Genomic DNA, 17,715 nt, shown 5'->3' on the forward strand with positions numbered 1-17,715 from the left:
CGTCTATGGCCGTTAGCACCGCCGCTCTGCCGCACGCCGCCACCGCGCACCCCGAAAAACGGGTGACGCTCGCCTTTCTGTTGACGGGGCTTCTGGCGCTCCTCGTGGGGGCGCTGTTGGGCCCCTTCCAGGCGCTCAACTACGCCGGCATCAACCTTTACGACGCGCTCCCCTTTCTGCGCTCGTACTACCAGGGTCTGACGCTGCACGGGGTTTTAAACGCCTTCGTCTTCACCACCTTTTTTATCAGCGGCATCCTGCTCTACCTGCCCGCGCGCGAGCTCGACCTGCGCCCGGACATGACGCTCGCCTGGGGGTCGTACGTGACGATGCTCCTCGGCCTCGTCTTGGCCGCTTGGGCGGTTTTAAGCAACACCTCGACGGTGCTCTACACCTTCTACCCCCCCCTGCAGGGGCACTGGGCGTTCTATTTGGGGCTCACGCTGGTGGTCTTGGCGAGCACCGCGGTGGGCTTTGAGACCATCCGCCTGCGGGCGCGCTGGAAGCGCCAAAACCCCGACAAGGTGACGCCGCTGGTGACCTACATGAGCGTGGTGACCTGGCTCATGTGGTGGCTGGCGACGACCGGCATCGTGCTCGAGATGGTGTTTTTGCTGCTGCCATGGTCGTTTGGGTTGATCGGCGGCGTCGACCCCGAACTCGCCCGCACGCTCTTCTGGTGGACGGGTCACCCCATCGTCTACTTCTGGGTGCTGCCGGCTTACGTCTCGTGGTACGCCCTGCTGCCCCGCCAAGCGGGGGGGGAGCTGGTGTCGGACTCGTTGGCACGGCTTGCGTTCATCATGTTTCTGCTCTTTTCGGTGCCTGTGGGCTTTCACCACCAGTTCACCGACCCCGGCGTGCCGGCGCCCTGGAAGATCACCCACTCCCTGCTGACCATGATGGTCGGTATCCCGAGCCTGCTCACCGCCTTTACCGTCGGCGCCTCTTTGGAGCTCGGCGGTCGGCGCCGCGGGGGGCGCGGGGTGCTCGGTTGGATCCCCAAGCTGCCCTGGCGCGACCCGTCGTTTACGGCGCAGGTTCTGGCCATGGTCTCGTTTATCTTCGGCGGCGCCGGCGGCATCGTGCTGGCTTCGTTCAACCTCAACATCTTGCTGCACAACACCGCCTGGGTGCCGGGGCACTTTCACATCACCGTCGGCACCGCGACCACGCTGACGTTTTTGGGGCTCACCTTCTGGCTCGTCCCGCACCTCACCAAAAAGCCGCTCTTCGCCCCACGCATGGCGCTCGCCTCGGCGTGGGCGTGGTTCGGTGGGATGATGATCTTCGCCTTTGGGATGCACTGGCAGGGCTACCTGGCGGTCCCGCGCCGCGCGCAGATCAGCGCCCTCACCGGCAACTGGGAGGGGGCGTACGCGAACGCCGCGGTGCCGATGTTCTTTACCGGTCTTAGCGGCGTGGTGCTGCTCACGGCCGTGCTGCTCTACTTCACGGTGCTGTTCGGCACCCTCTTCTCGCGCCGCAAGCTTCCCGACGGCGAGGTGCCGGCGATCCCATTTTCGCGCACCGTCGCCCTGCGCAGCGAGGGGGTGCTGCGGGTGATGGACACCCTGCGCGCCTGGTTCGCGTTGGCGGTGCTGCTGGTGATCGTCGCCTACGGCCCGACGGTCATCTCGATGTGGCTCGACCAGCTCCCGGTGCCGGGCGTGCGGTACTGGTAGGAGGGGGCTATGGGGTTCTTTTTCGCCGCGCTCGTCGCGGGGCTTCTGGCCACCGGGGTGATGGTCGTCGCGCTCTACCTGCCAGTTCTCTGGGGTGGGCTCCACTACGACACCCTGGGGGGGCTCGGGGCGATGGTGCTGCGGCGCGTCGACGCCCGCGCCCGCGTCGTCGGCGCCGTGCTGCTCGCCCTCGGGGGGGTGGCGTTCGCCCTCTTTTACGGTTGGTTCGTGCAGATGTTTCTCTTCGGCCCCTTCCCGGCGCCCCAGTACCTGCTCTTCGCAGTGCCGCAGCTCAACCTGTTTTTCCCCATCTTCGGGTTTGTCGCGGGGTTTTGTCACGGCATCTTTATCGGCATCATCACCACCTTCGTCGTGGTCGACTACCATCCGGTCCCCTCGTACCGCGAGGTGTTCCCGCTGTTGGTGTCGTTTATCGTCGGCCACACGGTCTACGGGGTGGTGGTGACCTCCTTTCTCAGCCTCTTTCTGCGCCTCGTCGGCTAAGGTAGCCCTATGGACCTCGCCATCTTTAGCACCAAGCCTTACGACCGCCGCTTTTTCGAGGCCGCCAACGCCGAGCACGGCCACGGGCTGCACTTTTTTGAGCCCCGCTTAACGCCGGAGACCGCTTCGCTCGCCGCCGGGTTTACGGGCGTGTGCGCTTTTGTCAACGACGTCTTAAGCGCGCCCGTCTTGCGCGAACTGGCCGCGGGCGGCACGAAGCTCATCGCGCTGCGCTCGGCGGGCTTTAACCACGTCGACTTGGGCGCGGCGCAGGAGCTGGGCCTCACCGTCGCCCGCGTGCCCGCCTACTCGCCTTACGCCGTCGCCGAGCACGCGCTCGCTCTTATCCTCACCCTCAACCGCAAAACCCACCGCGCCTTTAACCGGGTGCGTGAGGGCAACTTCGCCCTCGACGGGCTTTTGGGTTTTGACCTGCACGGCAAAACGGTCGGGGTGGTCGGCACCGGCAAGATCGGCCTCATCTTCGCGCGGATCGCCGCGGGGTTTGGCTGCGAGGTGCTCGCCTACGACCCCTACCCGAACCCCGAGGCGCGCGCCCGCTACGTCCCCCTCCCCGAGCTTTTGGGGGCCGCGGACATCGTCTCGCTCCACTGCCCGCTCACCCCCGAGACGTACCACCTCATCGGCAAAGAGGCGGTCGCGCAGATGAAACCGGGGGCGATGCTGATCAACACGAGCCGCGGCGCGTTGGTCGACACGCGGGCGGTGATCCATGGGCTCAAGTCGGGGCAGATCGGCGCGCTCGGTCTAGACGTCTACGAGGAGGAGGCCGACCTCTTTTTCGAGGACCTCTCCGACCGGGTCATCCAAGACGACGTCTTTACCCGCCTGCTGACGTTTCCCAACGTGCTGATCACCGGCCACCAGGGGTTTTTCACCGTCGAGGCGCTTGACAACATCGCCCACACGACGCTGCGCAACGTCACTGCCTTTGAGACGGGGGCGGGCGAGCTGCACCGCGTCGCCGTCGACACCGCGCACGCGTAACCGGTGGCGCTTGTTGCAGCGCTCCCCATCGCGCTCATCCTCGTCCTCATGCTCGGGTTGCGGGCCTCGGCGGCGCGCGCCGGGGTGCTGGGGTGCGCGGTGGCCTTCGCGGTGGCCTACCTGGCTTTCGGTTACGGCACCGAGCGCGTCCCTTTGGGCGTGGTGACGGCCACCCTCGGGGTGTTCGCCGAGGCGCTCTTTGCCACCGCGACGATTTTGTGGATCATCCTGCCGGCCCTTTGCATCCACAACCTCCAGCTCCGCACGGCCCAGGTCGAGGTGCTGCAGCGCGCGCTCGCGGGGCTCTCCGGCGACCCGCGCGTAACGGCGCTCTTAGTAGCCTGGTTTTTCGTCCTCTTCGTCGAGGGGGCGGCGGGGTTCGGCACCTCGGTGGCGCTCGCCGCCCCCTTTTTGGTGGCCGCCGGCTTCGGCCGCGTGCAGGCGGTCGTCATCGCGCTCGTCGGGCACGCCGTCGGGGTGTCGTTCGGGGCGGTCGGTACGCCGATCGTCCCGCAGGCGGCGGCGACCCCCTACAGCGCCCAGGAGCTCGCCGCCGCCACCGGGGTCTACCACGCGCTCGTCGGGTGGGTGATCCCGCTCCTCATGATGGTGCTCACCACCCGCGCGCTCCCCGAGGGCGGCGCCAACGGCACCAAGGGCGGCATCTGGGGGTGGACGCTGCTGGCGGCCGCGCTCTTTTTGCTCCCCTACACCCTCCTGTCGCGCTTCGTCGGCCCGGAGCTGCCGACGTTGGGCGGGGCGCTCTTCGGCGGCGCCGCGTTCGTCGGCGTCCTGCGGGTGCGGCGCCCCTCGCCGCCGGGCGCCCTGCCGGCGGGGCTCGCGCGCGCCGGGGCGCCCTACCTGGTGCTGGTCGCGGCGGTGCTCGTCACGCGGCTCGTGCCGCCCCTCCGGGCGGCCCTCACCAGCCTCGAGCTGAGCTGGAGCTTCGGCCCCTTCGCGGGGAGCGTGCAGCCGCTGTATCACCCCGGCACGATGCTCTTTATCGGTTTCGCCTTGGGGGCGGCGCTGCAGCGCGCACCCCGCGAGGCGCTCCGGGGGGCGGTCTCAGACGCCCTGGGGCGGCTCGCCCCGGTCGCGGTGGCGCTCGTCGCGATGCTCGCGCTTTCGCGCGTGATGGTCCACGCGGAGATGATTGGCGCCCTCGCGCTCGCCGCGGCGGGGATCGCTGGCCCCCTCTGGCCGCTTCTAGCCCCCTTCGTGGGGGTGCTGGGCACCTTCGTCACGGGGTCGGCGACGGCGTCGAACATCCTGTTTACCGACTTTCAGCGGGCGACGGCGCTCGCGTTAGAGCTGCCGGCGCTGCCGCTACTCGGCGCGCAGGGCTTTGGCGCGGCGGTCGGCAACATCGTCTGTCCGCACAACATCATCGCCGCGGGGGCGACCGTGGCGCTCGTCGGGCGCGAGGGGGAGGTGCTCGCCCGGACGCTCTGGGTGGGTCTACTCTACGCCCTGCTGGGGGGGCTGCTGGCGCTGTTCGTCTTTACGTGAGCGCGGCCCGTGGCGCGTGGCCCGTAGCGTGTGGGGCGGGTAGCGTGGGCCGCCCTGAGTGTGTGGCGCGCGCGCCTTGCAGCGCCCTTAAGGGCCGACTATCGTGGTAAGGAGCGCCGCCCCCGCGGAGCCGGACGGGAGGGAGACCTATGAAGCTACCTACGACGCGCGCCGAAACCTTGACCGGCGCCCTGCACCGCCGGGTGAGCCGCCGAGGGGTGCTGAAACTCGGCGCGCTCGCCCTCGTGGCCCAGAGCTTCGGTTGGGGGGCGGCCGCGCCGGGGCGCCCCGCGGCGCCCAGCCTGAGCGACCTCGACGCCGAGCTCGGCGTCTACCCCTTTGCGCTCCCCGAGCTGCCCTACCCCTACGACGCGCTGGCGCCCGCTATCGACGCCGAGACCATGCGGCTGCACCACGAGGCGCACCACCGGAGCTACGTCGAGCGCCTTAACGCGGCGCTCGCCGACGTGCCGGAGTTTCACGGGCTGCCCTTTTCACGGCTCCTCATCGACCTCACCGCCCTGCCGACGGCGCTCGGGACGGCCGTGCGCAACCACGGCGGCGGGCACCTCAACCACACGCTCTGGTGGGGTTGGCTCGAGCCCGGCGGCCCTGCAGCGCCGCCGAGCGCCCTGCGGCGCGCGCTCGAGGGGGCGTTCGGCTCCACCGAGAGCTTCCGGGAGCGCCTCTTGGGGGCGGCGGCGGCGCACTTCGGCTCCGGTTGGGCGTGGCTCGTCCTCGACGCTGCGGGGCGTCTGCGGGTGCGCACCACGCGCAACCAGGACAGCCCCGTGATGGACGGCGAGCTGCCCGTGCTCGGCGTCGACGTCTGGGAGCACGCCTACTACCTCACCTACCGCAACCGGCGCGGCGAATACCTCGAGAACTTGTGGCGCCTCGTCAACTGGGACGCGGTCGCGCGCGCCTACGAGCGGGCGGAGGCGGCCTCCAAAGCGCGCGGCTGGGTTGGCTAGCGCCGCGTGCGCGCGGTGACGCTGGAGGCGCTGCTGGCGGCGGCGGAGGCGGGGGCGGCGGTCTTCGACCTGCGCCCCGCGCCGTCCCACCTAGCGGGCGCCGTCCCCTTGAGCCTCGAGGCGCTGCAGAGAGGCGCGCTGCCCGACCTGCCCCCGGAGACCCCCGTGTACCTCGTCTGCGCGCGGGGTCAGGTCTCGGAGCTCGCGGGGCTCTACCTCGAGGCGGCCGGGTTTACAAACGTGCACCACCTCGTGGGCGGCCTGCGGGCGTGGGTGGGGCGCGATTGACGCGCCCCGGGGGCCTCCCTATAATCGGAGACAGCGTTCTTTACCCCGTTGCGCCCTCGCGATCCCCTGACGCCCCCCGGAGCCCGATGCCCCCTCTAGAGACGCTCAACGCCGTTTCCGACGCCGAGTTCGTCGCCCTTCTGGGCGGGGTGTTCGAGGGCTCGCCGTGGGTGGCCGCGGGCGCCGCCGCGGGGCGCCCCTACGCTTCTTTCGAGGCGCTCCACGCGGCCATGGTGCGCGTCGTCGAGGGGGCGGGGGAGGGGGCGCAGCTAGAGCTGCTGCGCGCGCACCCCGACCTCGCCGGCAAGGCGGCGCTCGCGGGGGAGGTGAGCGCGGCCTCGAGCGCCGAGCAGGAGGGCGCGGGTCTAGACCGGCTCTCCGAGGCGTCGTTGGAGCGCTTTCACGCGCTCAACGCCCGCTACCGCGAGCGCTTCGGCTTCCCCTTTATCCTGGCCGTCAGAGGGCACACGGCCCCGAGCATCCTGGCGTCTTTCGAGGCGCGCCTCGCTAACACCCCCGAGCAGGAGCGCGCGCGCGCCCTGCGTGAGGTCTTTCGCATCGCCCACTTCCGGCTCCGCGACCTCATCACCGAGTCACCTAGCTCATAGTCACCGAGCTCACCCCCTAGCCGCGACCGATAGGAGCGCCCCGTGACCCACCGCCCCACCCTCAGCGCCATCGACTACGGCAAGGGGGACATCGGCGTCTACCGCTTCGCCGCCCCCACCTACCGCGTCCCCGCGATCCCCGAGTCGCCCTTTACGGGCCGCGCGCACGACCTTTTCGCCGCCGAGGTGGGCGTGCAGGTCCTGGGCGGCCCCTTCGCGGCGGCCTACACCGAGGGCGACAACCGCAACGTCGTCGCCACCGACACGATGAAGAACTTTGTCCTCAAGCACGCGCTCGCGTTCGAGGGGGCGACCCTGGAGGCGTTTTTGGACTCGCTCGGGCGCGCCTTTTTCGAGGCCTATCCGGACATGGAGACCTTACGGCTCACCGGCCGCGAGGTGCCCTTCGCCGCGGCGCCCGTCCGGCAAGGGGAGACCTTCGTCCCGAGCCCGGTGCTCCTGTCGCGCTCGCGGGGCGACTGCGGTGCGGCGGCGCTCCTCGTGACGCGCGAAGGGGTGCGCGAGCTCGAGAGTGGCCGGCTCGGGTTGCAGCTCCTGAAGACCACCGGCTCCTCGTTTGCGAGCTTTGCCCGCGACGCCCACACCACCCTCCCCGAGATGCACGACCGCCCCCTACTGATCTACCTCGACGCCTTTTGGCGCTACCGCGACCCCGCGGCGGCGCTCCAAACGGGGACGGGGGAGCTAACGGGCTACGTGGCTTCCGAGCAGGTGCGCGACCTTTTGGCGGCGACCTTTCACGACGTTAACAGCCGCTCGATCCAGCACCTCGTCTACGAGATGGGGGTGCGGCTGCTGGCACGCTTTCCGCAGCTCCGTGAGGTCCGCTTCGAGGCGCAAAACCGGCTTTGGGACCACGCTTTTAGCGACGACGAAACGGGCCGCAAGGTTCACACCGACCCGCGCCCGCCGTACGGCCGCATCGGTCTCACGCTCACCGCCTAGTCATGGGCCGCCTCAGCACCCACGTCCTAGACACCGCCCACGGCCAGCCGGCGGCGGGCGTCGAGGTGAGGCTCTACCGCGTCGCTGCGGGCGCGCGCGAGCCCCTGGCGTGCACCCACACGAACGCCGACGGCCGCACCGACGCGCCGCTGCTCGCCGGCGGCGCGTTCACCGCCGGCGTCTACGAGCTCGTCTTCGGCGTCGGCGCCTACTTCCGGGGGCGCGGCCTGGCGCTCCCCGACCCGCCCTTTTTAGACGAGGTGACGGTGCGCCTCGGCGTCGCGGACGCCGAGGCGGCCTACCACGTACCGCTCCTCGTCTCCCCGTGGAGCTACAGCACCTACCGGGGGTCGTGATGGCGGCGTGTGGCGCGCGGCCGGTAGCGCGTGGGGGACCCGCCACAGATCACACGTCACGAGCCACGGGCCACCCCGAGGGCGCCCGTGCTTGACCTCGCCCTCCGCGGCGGCCTGGTGGTCACCCCCGAGGGGGTCCGGGAGGGTGACGTGGGGTTCGAGGGGGGCATGGTCGCCGAGGTCGGCGCGGTCGGGCGGGCGCGCGCCGAAAGGGACGTGCGCGGGCTCTACGTGCTCCCCGGGCTCATCGACGTGCACGTCCACTTTAACGAACCGGGGCGCACCCACTGGGAGGGCTTCGCCACGGGGAGCGCGGCGCTCGCGGCGGGGGGCGGCACCCTGTTCGCCGAGATGCCGCTCAACGCCCACCCGCCCCTTTTAAGGGCCGCCGACTTTCACGCCAAGGTCGCCGCGGCCGCCGCCCTCTCCCGCACCGACTTCGCCCTCTGGGGCGGCCTGACGCCGGACAACCTCGAGCACCTCGCTGAGCTCGCCGAACTCGGCGTAGTCGGTTTCAAGGCGTTTATGTGCCCCTCGGGGATCCCCGAGTTTCGCGCCGCCGACGACGAGACCCTCTTCGAGGGGCTGACGCGCGCCGCTATGCTCGGGCTCCCCGTCGCCGTGCACGCCGAGAGCGCGGCGATCACGGGCGCGCTCGCCGCGCGCGCCCGCGCGGCGGGGGGGCGGGGCGTGCGCGACTACCTCGCCTCGAGGCCCCCCGTGGCGGAGCTCGAGGCCGTCTCCCGCGCCCTCTACCTCGCCGAGGCCGCGGGGGCCGAGGTGCACCTCGTCCACCTCAGCACCGCGCGCGCCACGCAGCTCGTCGCGGCGGCCAGGGCGCGGGGTGTGCGCGCGAGCTGCGAGACCTGCCCGCACTACCTGCTCTTTACCGACGAGGACGCCGCGCGTCTGGGCGCCCCCCTCAAGTGCGCTCCGCCGGTGCGCTCCGCCGCCGAGCGCCAGGCGTTGCTGGGGGCTCTCTGCGCCGGCGAGGTCGACCTCGTCGCCTCCGACCACTCGCCTGCGCCCCCCGAGCTCAAGGCCTCCGAGGACGCGTTCGCGGTGTGGGGCGGCGTCTCCGGCGTTCAGACGACGCGCGCGGCGCTGCTATCGCTCGGGCTCACGCTCCCCGAGGTCGCTCGCCTCACCGCCGCCGCCCCCGCCGCGCGCTTCCGGCTGCCGCGCAAGGGGCGGCTCGCGCCCGGGATGGACGCCGACGTGACGCTCCTCGACCTGAGCGCCACGACCACCTTCACGCCCGAGAACCTCCTCACCCGCCACAAGGTGAGCCCGTACGTGGGGCGGACGCTGCCGGGGCGCGTCGTCGCCACCTACGGGCGGGGCCGCCTCCTCTTCGAGGCGGGCGCGCCGCCCACGCTCCCCCCCGTGACGGGCCGCTTCGTCCGCCCCACCGCTGAAAGGACCCCATGACGCTCACCCCCTTCGGCCACACCCGCACCCGCGTCACCCCCACGCACGCCCTACTCAGTCCCGACGGCCACGTCGCCACCCGGCTCCCGGGGTGGGAGGCGACGGACACCGTGGTGCTCATCTCGCCGCAGCTCGGCGCGCGCTTTACGCAGCTTTTGGCGCACCTCGGCGCGGGCGGGGCCTGGTCGGGGGCGGTGCCCGGGGGGCTCGAGCGCTTCGTCTTCGTCGTCGCTGGCGAGGTTGTGCTGGCGCTCGCCGGCGAGACCCACGCGCTCCCCCCCCACGGCTACGCCTACGTCCCCCCTGAGACGCCCCACACCCTGCGCGCGGCCGCCCCGGCGACGCTCTGCGTCTTCGAGCGCCGCTACGTCCCCCTCGACGGTGCAAGTAGGTCATCGGCGCTAGCCGAAGGGCCCGTGGCCCTAACCTCGGCGCCGGAGGTCGTGGTCGGCAACGCGGCCGAGGTACCCGGCGAACCCTTTTTGGGCGACGAGGGGGTGCGGGTCCGCAAGCTGCTGCCCGAGGCGCGGGCCTTTGACCTCATGGTGAGCACCATGACCTTCGCGCCGGGCTCGAGCCTGCCCTACGCCGAGACGCACGTCATGGAGCACGGGCTGCTGATGCTCGCGGGCGGCGGCGTCTACCGGCTCGCCGAGAGCTGGTACCCGGTCGCGGCGGGCGACGCCATCTACATGGCGCCCTACTGCCCGCAGTGGTTCGGCGCCCTCGGCAAGGTGCCGAGCACCTATCTGCTCTACAAGGACGCGCCGCGCGAACCGTTCGCGCTCGAGGCCGGAAGCTGATGGAGCTGCCCGTCGACGCCGCCCGCATAAGCCGCGAGCTCGACACCCTCGCGGGGTTTACGGACGACCCCGCCCCGGCCGTGACCCGCGTCGTCTACACCCCGACCGACCTCAAAGCGCGCGCCTACGTGCGCGCGCTTTTGCGCGAGGCCGGCCTGACGCTGCGCGAGGACGGCCTGGGCAACCTCTTCGCCCGCTGGGAGGGGGCGCGCCCCGAGCTCTCGGCCGTGGCCACGGGGTCGCACCTAGACGCCATCCCGCACGCGGGCCGCTTCGACGGCACGGTAGGCGTCCTGGGCGCGCTGGAGGCCTTTCGCGCCCTCCGCGCGGCGGGGTTTGTACCCCTGCGGCCGCTCGAGCTCGTCGTCTTTACCTCCGAGGAGCCCACGCGCTTCGGGGTCGGCTGCTTGGGGTCGCGCGCGCTCGCCGGGGTGCTCACCCCCGAACAGCTGGCCGCGCTGCGCGACGCGGACGGTGTGAGCGTCCCCGAGGCCGCGCGCGCGGCCGGTTTCACCGCCCCCTTGGAGGCGGTCGCGCTGCGCGCGGGGCACTTTCACGCCTTCGTCGAGCTGCACATCGAGCAGGGGCCGCAGCTCGAGGCTGCTGGCGTCCCCATCGGCGTCGTGACGGCCATTGCCGCGCCCGCGACGCTGCACCTCACGCTGACGGGCAGCGGCGGCCACGCCGGGGCGGTTCTCATGCGCGGCCGCCGCGACGCGCTCCTTGCGGCCGCCGAGGTCGCGCTCGCGGTCGAGGCCGCCGCGCTCGCCACCGAAGACCCCGACACGGTCGCCACGGTCGGTATCCTAGACGTCCACCCGCGCGCGGTGAACGCCATCCCAAACCGCGCCTTTTTGACGGTCGACGCCCGCGACACCCACGAGGGCCGCCGCGACGCCCTCGTCGCCCGCATCCGCGCCGACGTTCAAGAGGTCGCCGAGCGGCGGGGGGTTGCGGCCGAGGTCGTGCTCGTCAACGCCGACCCGCCCGCCGCCTGCGACCCCGCCCTCGTCGCCGCTGCCGAGCGCGCCGCCGCAGCTGCCGGTCTCCCGTCGCAGCGGTTGGTGAGCCGCGCCTACCACGACACCCTCTTCATGGCGCGCGTGTGCCGCGTGGGGATGGTCTTCATCCCCTCCCAGGGCGGCGTCAGCCACCGCCCCGACGAGTACAGCAGCCCGCAGGAGGTCGCCCAGGGGGTCGAGGTCCTGGCGCGGACGTTGGCGGCGCTCGCCTCGGAACCCGATTAGGCTTTTCGGCGGCGCGCGAGGAGCGCCTTGACCTCCTCGAGGGAGTAAGCAGGTTTTCTCTGGTGAATGATGGCGTGACAGTTGGGGCACACGGGGCGCAAGTCCGTCAGAGGATCGACAACATATTCCTCACCGATTTGAGAGAGTTCGGTGAGGTGATGAACGTGGATAACACCCCTGAACGCTTCGCCGTAAACCTCACCAAACGAAAAGCCGCAGATGTAGCACGCCGTGCCGTAGTGCTCGAGGCAGCGTCGCCGCGCCTCTGGGTTGCGCTCGTACGCGTTCGTGAGCGTGCGGACGAGCTTTCCTTCCCGTAACCACTGTTCTTCCTCGGGGTCTTGTTGCGGCTCGGCAGCAGCGACCAGGCCGAGCTGCTCGAGCGCCTCTTGAACTTGGGGTCTTAAGGTCCACGCGCATTCGCCCGTCGGCCAGGCCATCGTAACCAGAGACTGGACCGGGTACTCAAGGGCTAGGCCTAGCGCGTCGGCGAGGCGCCTGCCGAGCTTGCCGTAGTGGAGGTTGGCCGCGCCAAAGTGCTTGTAGCCTGTGCGGCGCGCCATCTCCTTCGCCGTCACCGTCATGCGCGGTGCCGCGTAGTGCGCCCTCAACAGCTTGAGGTCGTTTTCTGTCAGGCGTAGCTGACTCAGCGCACGAAAGACGTCAGCAGCTGGCCGCGCCTCCAGATGCGCCTCGGCGTCGTCGAAGTTGAGCATGGTGCGCCAATGCTACCAGCTCGTGACGTAACGCTGGCCTCGTAAGGCGCTTCGGCGCGTGCAGTGGGGTATGGGGAACGCTGGGCCGCTCTGCATTTTAGGGGATGGCTCTAGGACGCCCCCGCAGCGCCCCGGGAGCGGCGCACGAGCGGCAGCAGCCGCGATACGAGCGCCAGCACGGGGAGTTCGACGAGCGGCCCGACGATCAGGGCGAGCGCCACGAGGGGGCGGCCCGGAAACGCCGTGACGGCTACCGCGAGCGCCACGGGTGAGTTGCGCGCGAGCGTCGCGAAGACGAGCCCCGTGCGGGCGGCCTTGCTCAGCCCGGCGGCGCGCCCGAGCCGCAGGGCGAGGGCGAAGTTGACGGCGAAAAAGAGGAGCAGCGGCGGCAGCAGCTGGAGCGCCACCTCGGGTTGCGCCAGCAGCGCCCCCCCTTGCGAGGCGAAGGTGGCCGCGATCGCCCCGCAAAGAGCGGCGAGCTGCAGCGGCTCGAGGGTGGGTAAAAGCGCCTCCAAGCGCGCCCCTCGGCCCGTGCGGCGTGCCAGGGTGCGCACCAACGTCGCGGCGGCGAGCGGCAGGGCGAGCGCCCACACGACGCTCTCGGCGAGCGCGCCCGGCGGCAGCGGTACGAGCGTGCCGGCGAGGAGCAGCAGGTAGAGCGGCAGCAGCAGCAGCTGCAGCACCAGGTGCCAGGGGAGCAGCGCAGCCCCGAGGCGGACGTCGCCGCGGGCGAGGCCGGTAAAGACCAGGTACCAGTCGGTGCAGGGCGTCACGAGCAGCATGAGGAGCCCGATGCGCAGGTCGGGCTGACCCCGCAGAAAGAGCGCCCCGAGGAGCCACCCGAAAAGGGGCGTCCAAAGGAAGTTGAGCCCCAAGCTGAGGCCCGTAAACCGGAGGTTGCGAAAGGCCCCCCCGAGGCCGCGCAGCGGGACGCGCAGAAACACCCCGGTGAGCATTACCATGAGCAAGGGCAGGACGAGCCCTTCGGCCCCGGCGGCGAGCTGCGGCGCCTGCCCGAGCGCGAGCCCGAAAAGCGCGGCAGCGAGGATCAGCAGGGGTTGCGTCAGTTCGGCCACCCCGTGAGTCTACCGCCGCGCTACCCTTGCAACGGACGCCTGGAGCGCGCACAATGGGGAATGTCGGCTCTTTTTCGCCTTAACGGCGCCCCCGTGCGCGCCGAGACCCCCTCGCAGATGCTGCTCTACTTCCTGCGCGCGCGCGGCCTCACGGGCACCAAGGAGGGCTGCGCCGAGGGCGACTGCGGCGCCTGCACCGTGGCGCTGCGCACGCCGGCGGGCTTCGAGGCGGTCAACAGCTGCCTCCTGCCGGTGGGCGCGGTCGCCGGCCGCGACGTCGTCACGGTCGAGGGGCTCGCTCAAGGGGGGACGCTGCACCCCGTGCAGGAGGCACTCGCGGCCGCAGGTGGGTCGCAGTGCGGCTTCTGCACGCCGGGGTTCGTGATGAGCCTCTTTGCCGCGTTCTACAGCGGCGAGCGGGGGGACGACGTCCTCGGGGGCAACCTCTGCCGCTGCACGGGCTACGTCCCCATCCGCGCGGCGCTGCGCTCGCTCCCGGCGCCGAACCCGGACGACCCCTTCCTGAGGCCGCCCGCGCCCCTTCCCGCCCCGAGCGCCATGGCGGGCTTTTTCGCGCCCACGTCCCTCCCCGAGCTCTTCGCGCTGCTCGCGGAGCACCCCGAAGCCAAGCTCCTCGCCGGCGGCACCGACGTCGGGGTCGAGATGAACACCGTCGGGCGGGTCTACCCGGTGCTGGTGTCGCTCGCGTCGGTTGCGGAGCTGCAGGCGCTCGAGGACGCGGGAGACGCCGTCCGGGTGGGTGCGGGGGTGACGCTCTCGCGGCTAGAGCGCGAACTAAGGGGCGTTTTTCCCGCCCTAGACGACATGCTCGCCCACTTCGCCGCGCGCCCCATCCGTAACCGCGCGACGGTTGGCGGCAACTTGGGGACCGCTTCGCCCGTCGGCGACCTCGCACCGGTCTTTTTGGCCCTGGACGCGCAGCTCGAGCTGGTCTCGGCGGCGGGCGCGCGGACGCTCCCGCTCGGGGACTTTTTCACCGGTTACCGCGCCACCGCGCTCCGGCCGGGCGAGCTCATCGCCGCCGTGCGGCTCCCCAAACGCCAACCCGCGCTCACGCGCGCCTACAAGGTCAGCAAGCGCGCCGCTGATGACATCAGCACGGTTTCGGCGGCCTTCGCCGTCGCGCTGAGTGCGGCGGGCCGCGTCGAGACGGCCCGCCTCGCCTACGGCGGGGTCGCGGCCACCCCGGTGCGCGCGCTTGCTGTCGAGCGCGCGCTCGTGGGGCGGCCCTGGAGCGCGGCGACCGTCCGCGAGGCGGCGGCGGCGCTGCGCGCGGCCTTCACCCCGCTCTCCGACCTGCGCGGGAGCGCGGCGTACCGCTCGCGTTTGGTCGGCAACCTCTTCGAGCGGTTTTTCTATGAAAGCACCCCCGAGGCGGCGCGCCCATGAGCCTCCCCGACCCCATCGGCAGAGCGCTACCGCACGAGAGCGCCCGCGCCCACGTCCAGGGCTCGGCCCGCTACACCGCCGACCTCCCCGACCTCGCCGGGACGCTGCACGCCGCGCCGGTGTGCGCCCCGCACGCGCGGGCGCGGCTCGTGGCCCTAGACGTGTCGGCGGCGCTCGCGCACCCGGGCGTCGCCACGGTGCTCACCGCCGCCGACGTGCCGGGCGTCAACGACTCGAGCGCGCACGGGGGGGACGAACCGCTTTTTGCCGACCCCGAGGTGCTCTACTGGGGCCACGCGGTCGCTTGGGTGCTGGCCGAGAGCGAAGCCGCAGCCCGCGCCGGCGCGGCGCTCGTCCGGGCGACCTGCGAGCCCCTGCCCGCGCTGCTGAGCATCGAAGCGGCCATCGCCGCGGGGAGCTTTCACGGCCCCGAGCAACGGCTGCGCTGGGGCGACCCCGAAGCGGCCCTCGCGCGCGCCCCCCACCGCCTTGAGGGGGAGCTCTTCGTGGGCGCTCAAGACCACTTCTACCTAGAGACCCACACCGCCTACGCGCTCCTTGAACCAGACCACACGCTGCACGTTTACAGCTCCACGCAGCACCCCAGCGAGACGCAGGGGGTCGTGGCCCAGGTCCTCGGCGTCCCGGCAAACCGCGTTACCGTCACCTGTCTGCGGATGGGCGGCGGCTTCGGCGGCAAGGAGTCGCAGGGCGCGCCCTACGCGGCCGTCGCGGCGCTCGGCGCCCTCAAGACGGGGCGGCCCGTGCGGGTGCGGTTGCGGCGCTCTGACGACATGGTGATGACCGGCAAGCGCCACCCCTTCTGGGGCCGCTACGAGGTCGGGTTTCACCCGGACGGGACGCTGGGGGCGGTGGTGCTCGAGCTTTTTAGCGACGGCGGCTTCTCCTCGGACCTCTCGCTGCCGGTGATGGGCCGCGCGCTCTTTCACGCGGACAACGCCTACTACGCCCCGCACCGGCTCGTGCGCGGGCGCGTCTGCAAAACCCACAAGACCTCGCAGACCGCCTTTCGCGGCTTCGGCGGCCCGCAGGGGATGCTCTTCGCCGAAGAGATCATCGACCGCGTGGCGCGTTCGCTCGGGCTCCCCCCGGACGCGGTGCGCGCGCGCAACCTCTACTGCGCCGCGGGGGCGCGGGCGACCACCCACTACGGCCAGTTGATCCTCGATAGTCACCTCGAGCGGGTCTGGCACGAGGTGCTGTCTCGAGCCGACGTCGCGCGCCGCCGCGCCGAGCTCGCCGCTTTTAACGCCGCGCACCCCCACTGCAAACGCGCTCTCGCGGTGACGCCCGTGAAGTTCGGCATCTCGTTTACAAAGACCCCCATGAACCAGGCGGGCGCGCTTGTGCTCATCTACCTCGACGGCAGCGTGCAGCTCAACCACGGCGGCACCGAGATGGGGCAGGGGCTGCTGACCAAAACCCTGCAGGTCGCCGCGGCAACCCTGGGGGTGCCCTTAGAGCGCCTGCGCGTCATGCCGACCGCCACCGACAAGGTGCCCAACACCTCCCCGACGGCGGCGAGCAGCGGGAGCGACCTCAACGGCCAGGCGGTCAAAGCGGCTTGCGAAACCCTTAAGGGGCGCCTCGCCGGGGTCGCGGCCAAGCTCCTCGGCCTCAGCGCCCCCGAGGTGCTCCGCTTCGAGGGCGGCGAGATCTTCTGCCCCTACCAGCCGCAGCGCCGGCTCCTGTTTACCGACGTCGTGCGGCAGGCGTACCTGGAGCAGGTGCCGCTCTTCGCCACCGGCTACTACCGCACCCCGAACCTGCACTTCGACCCCGCCACGGGTCGGGGCCGCCCCTTTCACTACTTCGCTTGCGGCGCGGCCGCGAGCGAGGTCGAGGTCGACGGCTTTACGGGCGCCTTTAAGCTGCGCCGGGTCGACATCGTCCAGGATGTCGGCGCGCCGTTAAACCCCCTTATCGACAGGGGCCAGATCGAGGGCGGCTTCGTCCAGGGGCTCGGTTGGCTGACGATGGAGGAGGCGCTCTGGGACGCCGCGGGCCGCTTCGTCACGAACGCGCCGAGCACCTACAAGATCCCGACCATCGCCGACGTGCCCGAGGCCTTTCACGTCGCGTTTCTCCCGGACGCCGCGACGCCGGGGGTGATCGGCGGCTCCAAAGCGGTCGGCGAACCCCCCCTGATGCTCGCGCTGAGCGTCCGCGAGGCGCTGCGTGAAGCCGTCGCGGCGTTTACCGAAGCGCCCCCTAGGCGCGTCGAGCTGGCCGCCCCGGCCACCCCCGAGGCGATCTTGTGGGCGATCGAGCGGGTGCGCGCTGAACCCGTGCGCGACCTCGTCTCCGGGGACTAGGGCGTGAGCTGGCTCGCGGCCGCCGCTGAGCTCGCCCGCGCGGGCACCCCCTTCGTGCTCGTGACGCTCGCGCGCGTGCGCGGCCACGCTCCGCGCCGCGCGGGGAGCAAGATGGTGGTGACCGCGCGCGAAGCGCACGGCAGCGTCGGCGGCGGCAACCTCGAGGCCACCGCCACCGCGCGCGCCCGGGAGCTCCTCGCATCTGGCGCGCGCGACCCCGAGCTGCTGAGCTTGCCCCTGGGCCCGCAGGGGGGCGCGCACGGGGTGCAGTGCTGCGGCGGCGAGGTGACGCTCCTCTTGGAGCCCTTCGCCCTCGCGCGCCCCAGCGTCGCCCTCTTCGGCGCGGGCCACGTCGGGTGGGCGCTCGTACAGGTGCTCGGCACCCTGCCCTTAAACCTCCACCTCATCGACTCGCGCGCGAGCGCCCTCGCGCGCCCCCTGCCGAGCCCGCTCGCCGCGACCCTCACGCGCCACCACGCCCCGGTGCCCGAGAGCGCGCTCGCGGCGCTCCCCGCGGGCACCCACCTGCTCATCCTGACCCACGACCACGCCGAGGACCTGGCGGTGCTCGAGCGCGCCCTGCGGGGCCCCTTCGGTATGGTCGGGCTCATCGGTTCGGCGAGCAAGTGGGCCCACTTCCGGCGCGAGCTCGCGCGGCAGGGCCTCTCCGAAACCGACTTAGCGCGCGTGGTGACGCCCATCGGCGACCCGGAGCTGGGCAAGAGCCCGCCGGCGATCGCCATCGGCGTGGCGGCGCAGCTCCTCAGCGTTCTAGAGCTCCCCGAAGGGCTCTTTTAG

The 17,715-nt window shown here is 71.6% G+C and carries 17 protein-coding genes; 15 read left to right on the plus strand and 2 right to left on the minus strand.

Annotation, left to right across the window (positions count from 1 at the left end; all coding sequences use genetic code 11):
* Positions 1-5: 5 nt before the first annotated feature.
* The 12 genes from TRAD_RS07415 (at position 6) to TRAD_RS07470 (ending at position 11,379) form a co-directional block, all read left to right on the plus strand.
* On the plus strand, positions 6-1,685 hold the full coding sequence (locus TRAD_RS07415; protein WP_013177985.1) for a cbb3-type cytochrome c oxidase subunit I: 1,680 nt from the start codon (positions 6-8) through the stop codon (positions 1,683-1,685).
* Between the two features lie 9 nt (positions 1,686-1,694).
* Entirely contained in the window at positions 1,695-2,189 is a 495-nt protein-coding gene (locus TRAD_RS07420; protein WP_013177986.1) for a hypothetical protein, read from the plus strand.
* Positions 2,190-2,198: 9 nt separating this feature from the next.
* Positions 2,199-3,197, plus strand: a complete 999-nt coding sequence (locus TRAD_RS07425) for a 2-hydroxyacid dehydrogenase (protein ID WP_013177987.1) — start codon at positions 2,199-2,201, stop codon at positions 3,195-3,197.
* Positions 3,198-3,200: 3 nt separating this feature from the next.
* On the plus strand, positions 3,201-4,706 hold the full coding sequence (locus tag TRAD_RS07430; RefSeq protein WP_013177988.1) for an L-lactate permease: 1,506 nt from the start codon (positions 3,201-3,203) through the stop codon (positions 4,704-4,706).
* A 149-nt stretch (positions 4,707-4,855) separates the two neighbouring features.
* Complete coding sequence (locus TRAD_RS07435) at positions 4,856-5,680, plus strand: superoxide dismutase (protein ID WP_013177989.1); 825 nt, start codon at positions 4,856-4,858, stop codon at positions 5,678-5,680.
* A gap of 6 nt (positions 5,681-5,686) precedes the next feature.
* A complete protein-coding gene (locus tag TRAD_RS07440; RefSeq protein ID WP_013177990.1) occupies positions 5,687-5,968 on the plus strand; it encodes a rhodanese-like domain-containing protein in 282 nt (93 codons plus the stop codon).
* An 86-nt stretch (positions 5,969-6,054) separates the two neighbouring features.
* On the plus strand, positions 6,055-6,576 hold the full coding sequence (gene uraD, locus TRAD_RS07445; protein ID WP_013177991.1) for a 2-oxo-4-hydroxy-4-carboxy-5-ureidoimidazoline decarboxylase: 522 nt from the start codon (positions 6,055-6,057) through the stop codon (positions 6,574-6,576).
* A gap of 42 nt (positions 6,577-6,618) precedes the next feature.
* Entirely contained in the window at positions 6,619-7,542 is a 924-nt protein-coding gene (pucL, locus tag TRAD_RS07450) for a factor-independent urate hydroxylase (protein ID WP_013177992.1), read from the plus strand.
* A gap of 2 nt (positions 7,543-7,544) precedes the next feature.
* The gene (gene uraH, locus TRAD_RS07455) at positions 7,545-7,898 is read left to right on the plus strand and encodes a hydroxyisourate hydrolase (RefSeq protein WP_013177993.1); all 354 of its coding nucleotides are present in this window, start codon (positions 7,545-7,547) and stop codon (positions 7,896-7,898) included.
* An 87-nt stretch (positions 7,899-7,985) separates the two neighbouring features.
* Positions 7,986-9,329, plus strand: a complete 1,344-nt coding sequence (gene allB, locus TRAD_RS07460) for an allantoinase AllB (RefSeq protein WP_013177994.1) — start codon at positions 7,986-7,988, stop codon at positions 9,327-9,329.
* Positions 9,326-10,132 carry a (S)-ureidoglycine aminohydrolase gene (allE, locus tag TRAD_RS07465; RefSeq protein WP_013177995.1) on the plus strand — a complete coding sequence of 269 codons (807 nt, stop codon included), beginning with the start codon at positions 9,326-9,328 and terminating at the stop codon, positions 10,130-10,132. The genes allB and allE overlap by 4 nt, the downstream gene beginning before the upstream one ends.
* The gene (locus TRAD_RS07470; RefSeq protein ID WP_013177996.1) at positions 10,132-11,379 is read left to right on the plus strand and encodes a M20 family metallo-hydrolase; all 1,248 of its coding nucleotides are present in this window, start codon (positions 10,132-10,134) and stop codon (positions 11,377-11,379) included. The genes allE and TRAD_RS07470 overlap by 1 nt, the downstream gene beginning before the upstream one ends.
* Here TRAD_RS07470 and TRAD_RS07475 read toward each other — a convergent pair.
* A complete protein-coding gene (locus TRAD_RS07475; protein WP_013177997.1) occupies positions 11,376-12,095 on the minus strand; it encodes an HNH endonuclease in 720 nt (239 codons plus the stop codon). The two genes, TRAD_RS07470 and TRAD_RS07475, sit on opposite strands and share 4 nt — an antisense overlap.
* 110 nt (positions 12,096-12,205) lie before the next feature.
* A complete protein-coding gene (locus TRAD_RS07480; RefSeq protein ID WP_013177998.1) occupies positions 12,206-13,171 on the minus strand; it encodes an arsenic resistance protein in 966 nt (321 codons plus the stop codon).
* A 60-nt stretch (positions 13,172-13,231) separates the two neighbouring features.
* Between TRAD_RS07480 and TRAD_RS07485 the strand changes: the two genes are divergently transcribed.
* From TRAD_RS07485 to xdhC, 3 genes are read left to right on the plus strand one after another with little or no spacing between them, the layout of a single operon-like run.
* Complete coding sequence (locus tag TRAD_RS07485; RefSeq protein WP_013177999.1) at positions 13,232-14,581, plus strand: xanthine dehydrogenase small subunit; 1,350 nt, start codon at positions 13,232-13,234, stop codon at positions 14,579-14,581.
* Positions 14,578-16,917 carry a xanthine dehydrogenase molybdopterin binding subunit gene (gene xdhB / locus TRAD_RS07490; protein WP_013178000.1) on the plus strand — a complete coding sequence of 780 codons (2,340 nt, stop codon included), beginning with the start codon at positions 14,578-14,580 and terminating at the stop codon, positions 16,915-16,917. Before TRAD_RS07485 ends, xdhB begins: the two co-directional genes overlap by 4 nt.
* A 3-nt stretch (positions 16,918-16,920) precedes the next feature.
* Complete coding sequence (gene xdhC, locus TRAD_RS07495) at positions 16,921-17,715, plus strand: xanthine dehydrogenase accessory protein XdhC (RefSeq protein WP_013178001.1); 795 nt, start codon at positions 16,921-16,923, stop codon at positions 17,713-17,715.

It is taken from the genome of Truepera radiovictrix DSM 17093, from assembly GCF_000092425.1.
In the GTDB taxonomy this organism is placed as follows: Bacteria; Deinococcota; Deinococci; order Deinococcales; family Trueperaceae; genus Truepera; species Truepera radiovictrix.

Coding starts and splice junctions, on each gene's coding strand:
- TRAD_RS07420 (WP_013177986.1), top strand. CDS start 1,695: ATGGGGTTCTTTTTCGCCGCGCTCGTCGCGGGGCTTCTGGCCACCGGG.
- TRAD_RS07435 (WP_013177989.1), top strand. CDS start 4,856: ATGAAGCTACCTACGACGCGCGCCGAAACCTTGACCGGCGCCCTGCAC.
- TRAD_RS07425 (WP_013177987.1), top strand. CDS start 2,199: ATGGACCTCGCCATCTTTAGCACCAAGCCTTACGACCGCCGCTTTTTC.
- xdhB (WP_013178000.1), top strand. CDS start 14,578: ATGAGCCTCCCCGACCCCATCGGCAGAGCGCTACCGCACGAGAGCGCC.
- TRAD_RS07475 (WP_013177997.1), bottom strand. CDS start 12,095: ATGCTCAACTTCGACGACGCCGAGGCGCATCTGGAGGCGCGGCCAGCT.
- TRAD_RS07415 (WP_013177985.1), top strand. CDS start 6: ATGGCCGTTAGCACCGCCGCTCTGCCGCACGCCGCCACCGCGCACCCC.
- allE (WP_013177995.1), top strand. CDS start 9,326: ATGACGCTCACCCCCTTCGGCCACACCCGCACCCGCGTCACCCCCACG.
- TRAD_RS07485 (WP_013177999.1), top strand. CDS start 13,232: ATGTCGGCTCTTTTTCGCCTTAACGGCGCCCCCGTGCGCGCCGAGACC.
- TRAD_RS07470 (WP_013177996.1), top strand. CDS start 10,132: ATGGAGCTGCCCGTCGACGCCGCCCGCATAAGCCGCGAGCTCGACACC.
- uraH (WP_013177993.1), top strand. CDS start 7,545: ATGGGCCGCCTCAGCACCCACGTCCTAGACACCGCCCACGGCCAGCCG.
- uraD (WP_013177991.1), top strand. CDS start 6,055: ATGCCCCCTCTAGAGACGCTCAACGCCGTTTCCGACGCCGAGTTCGTC.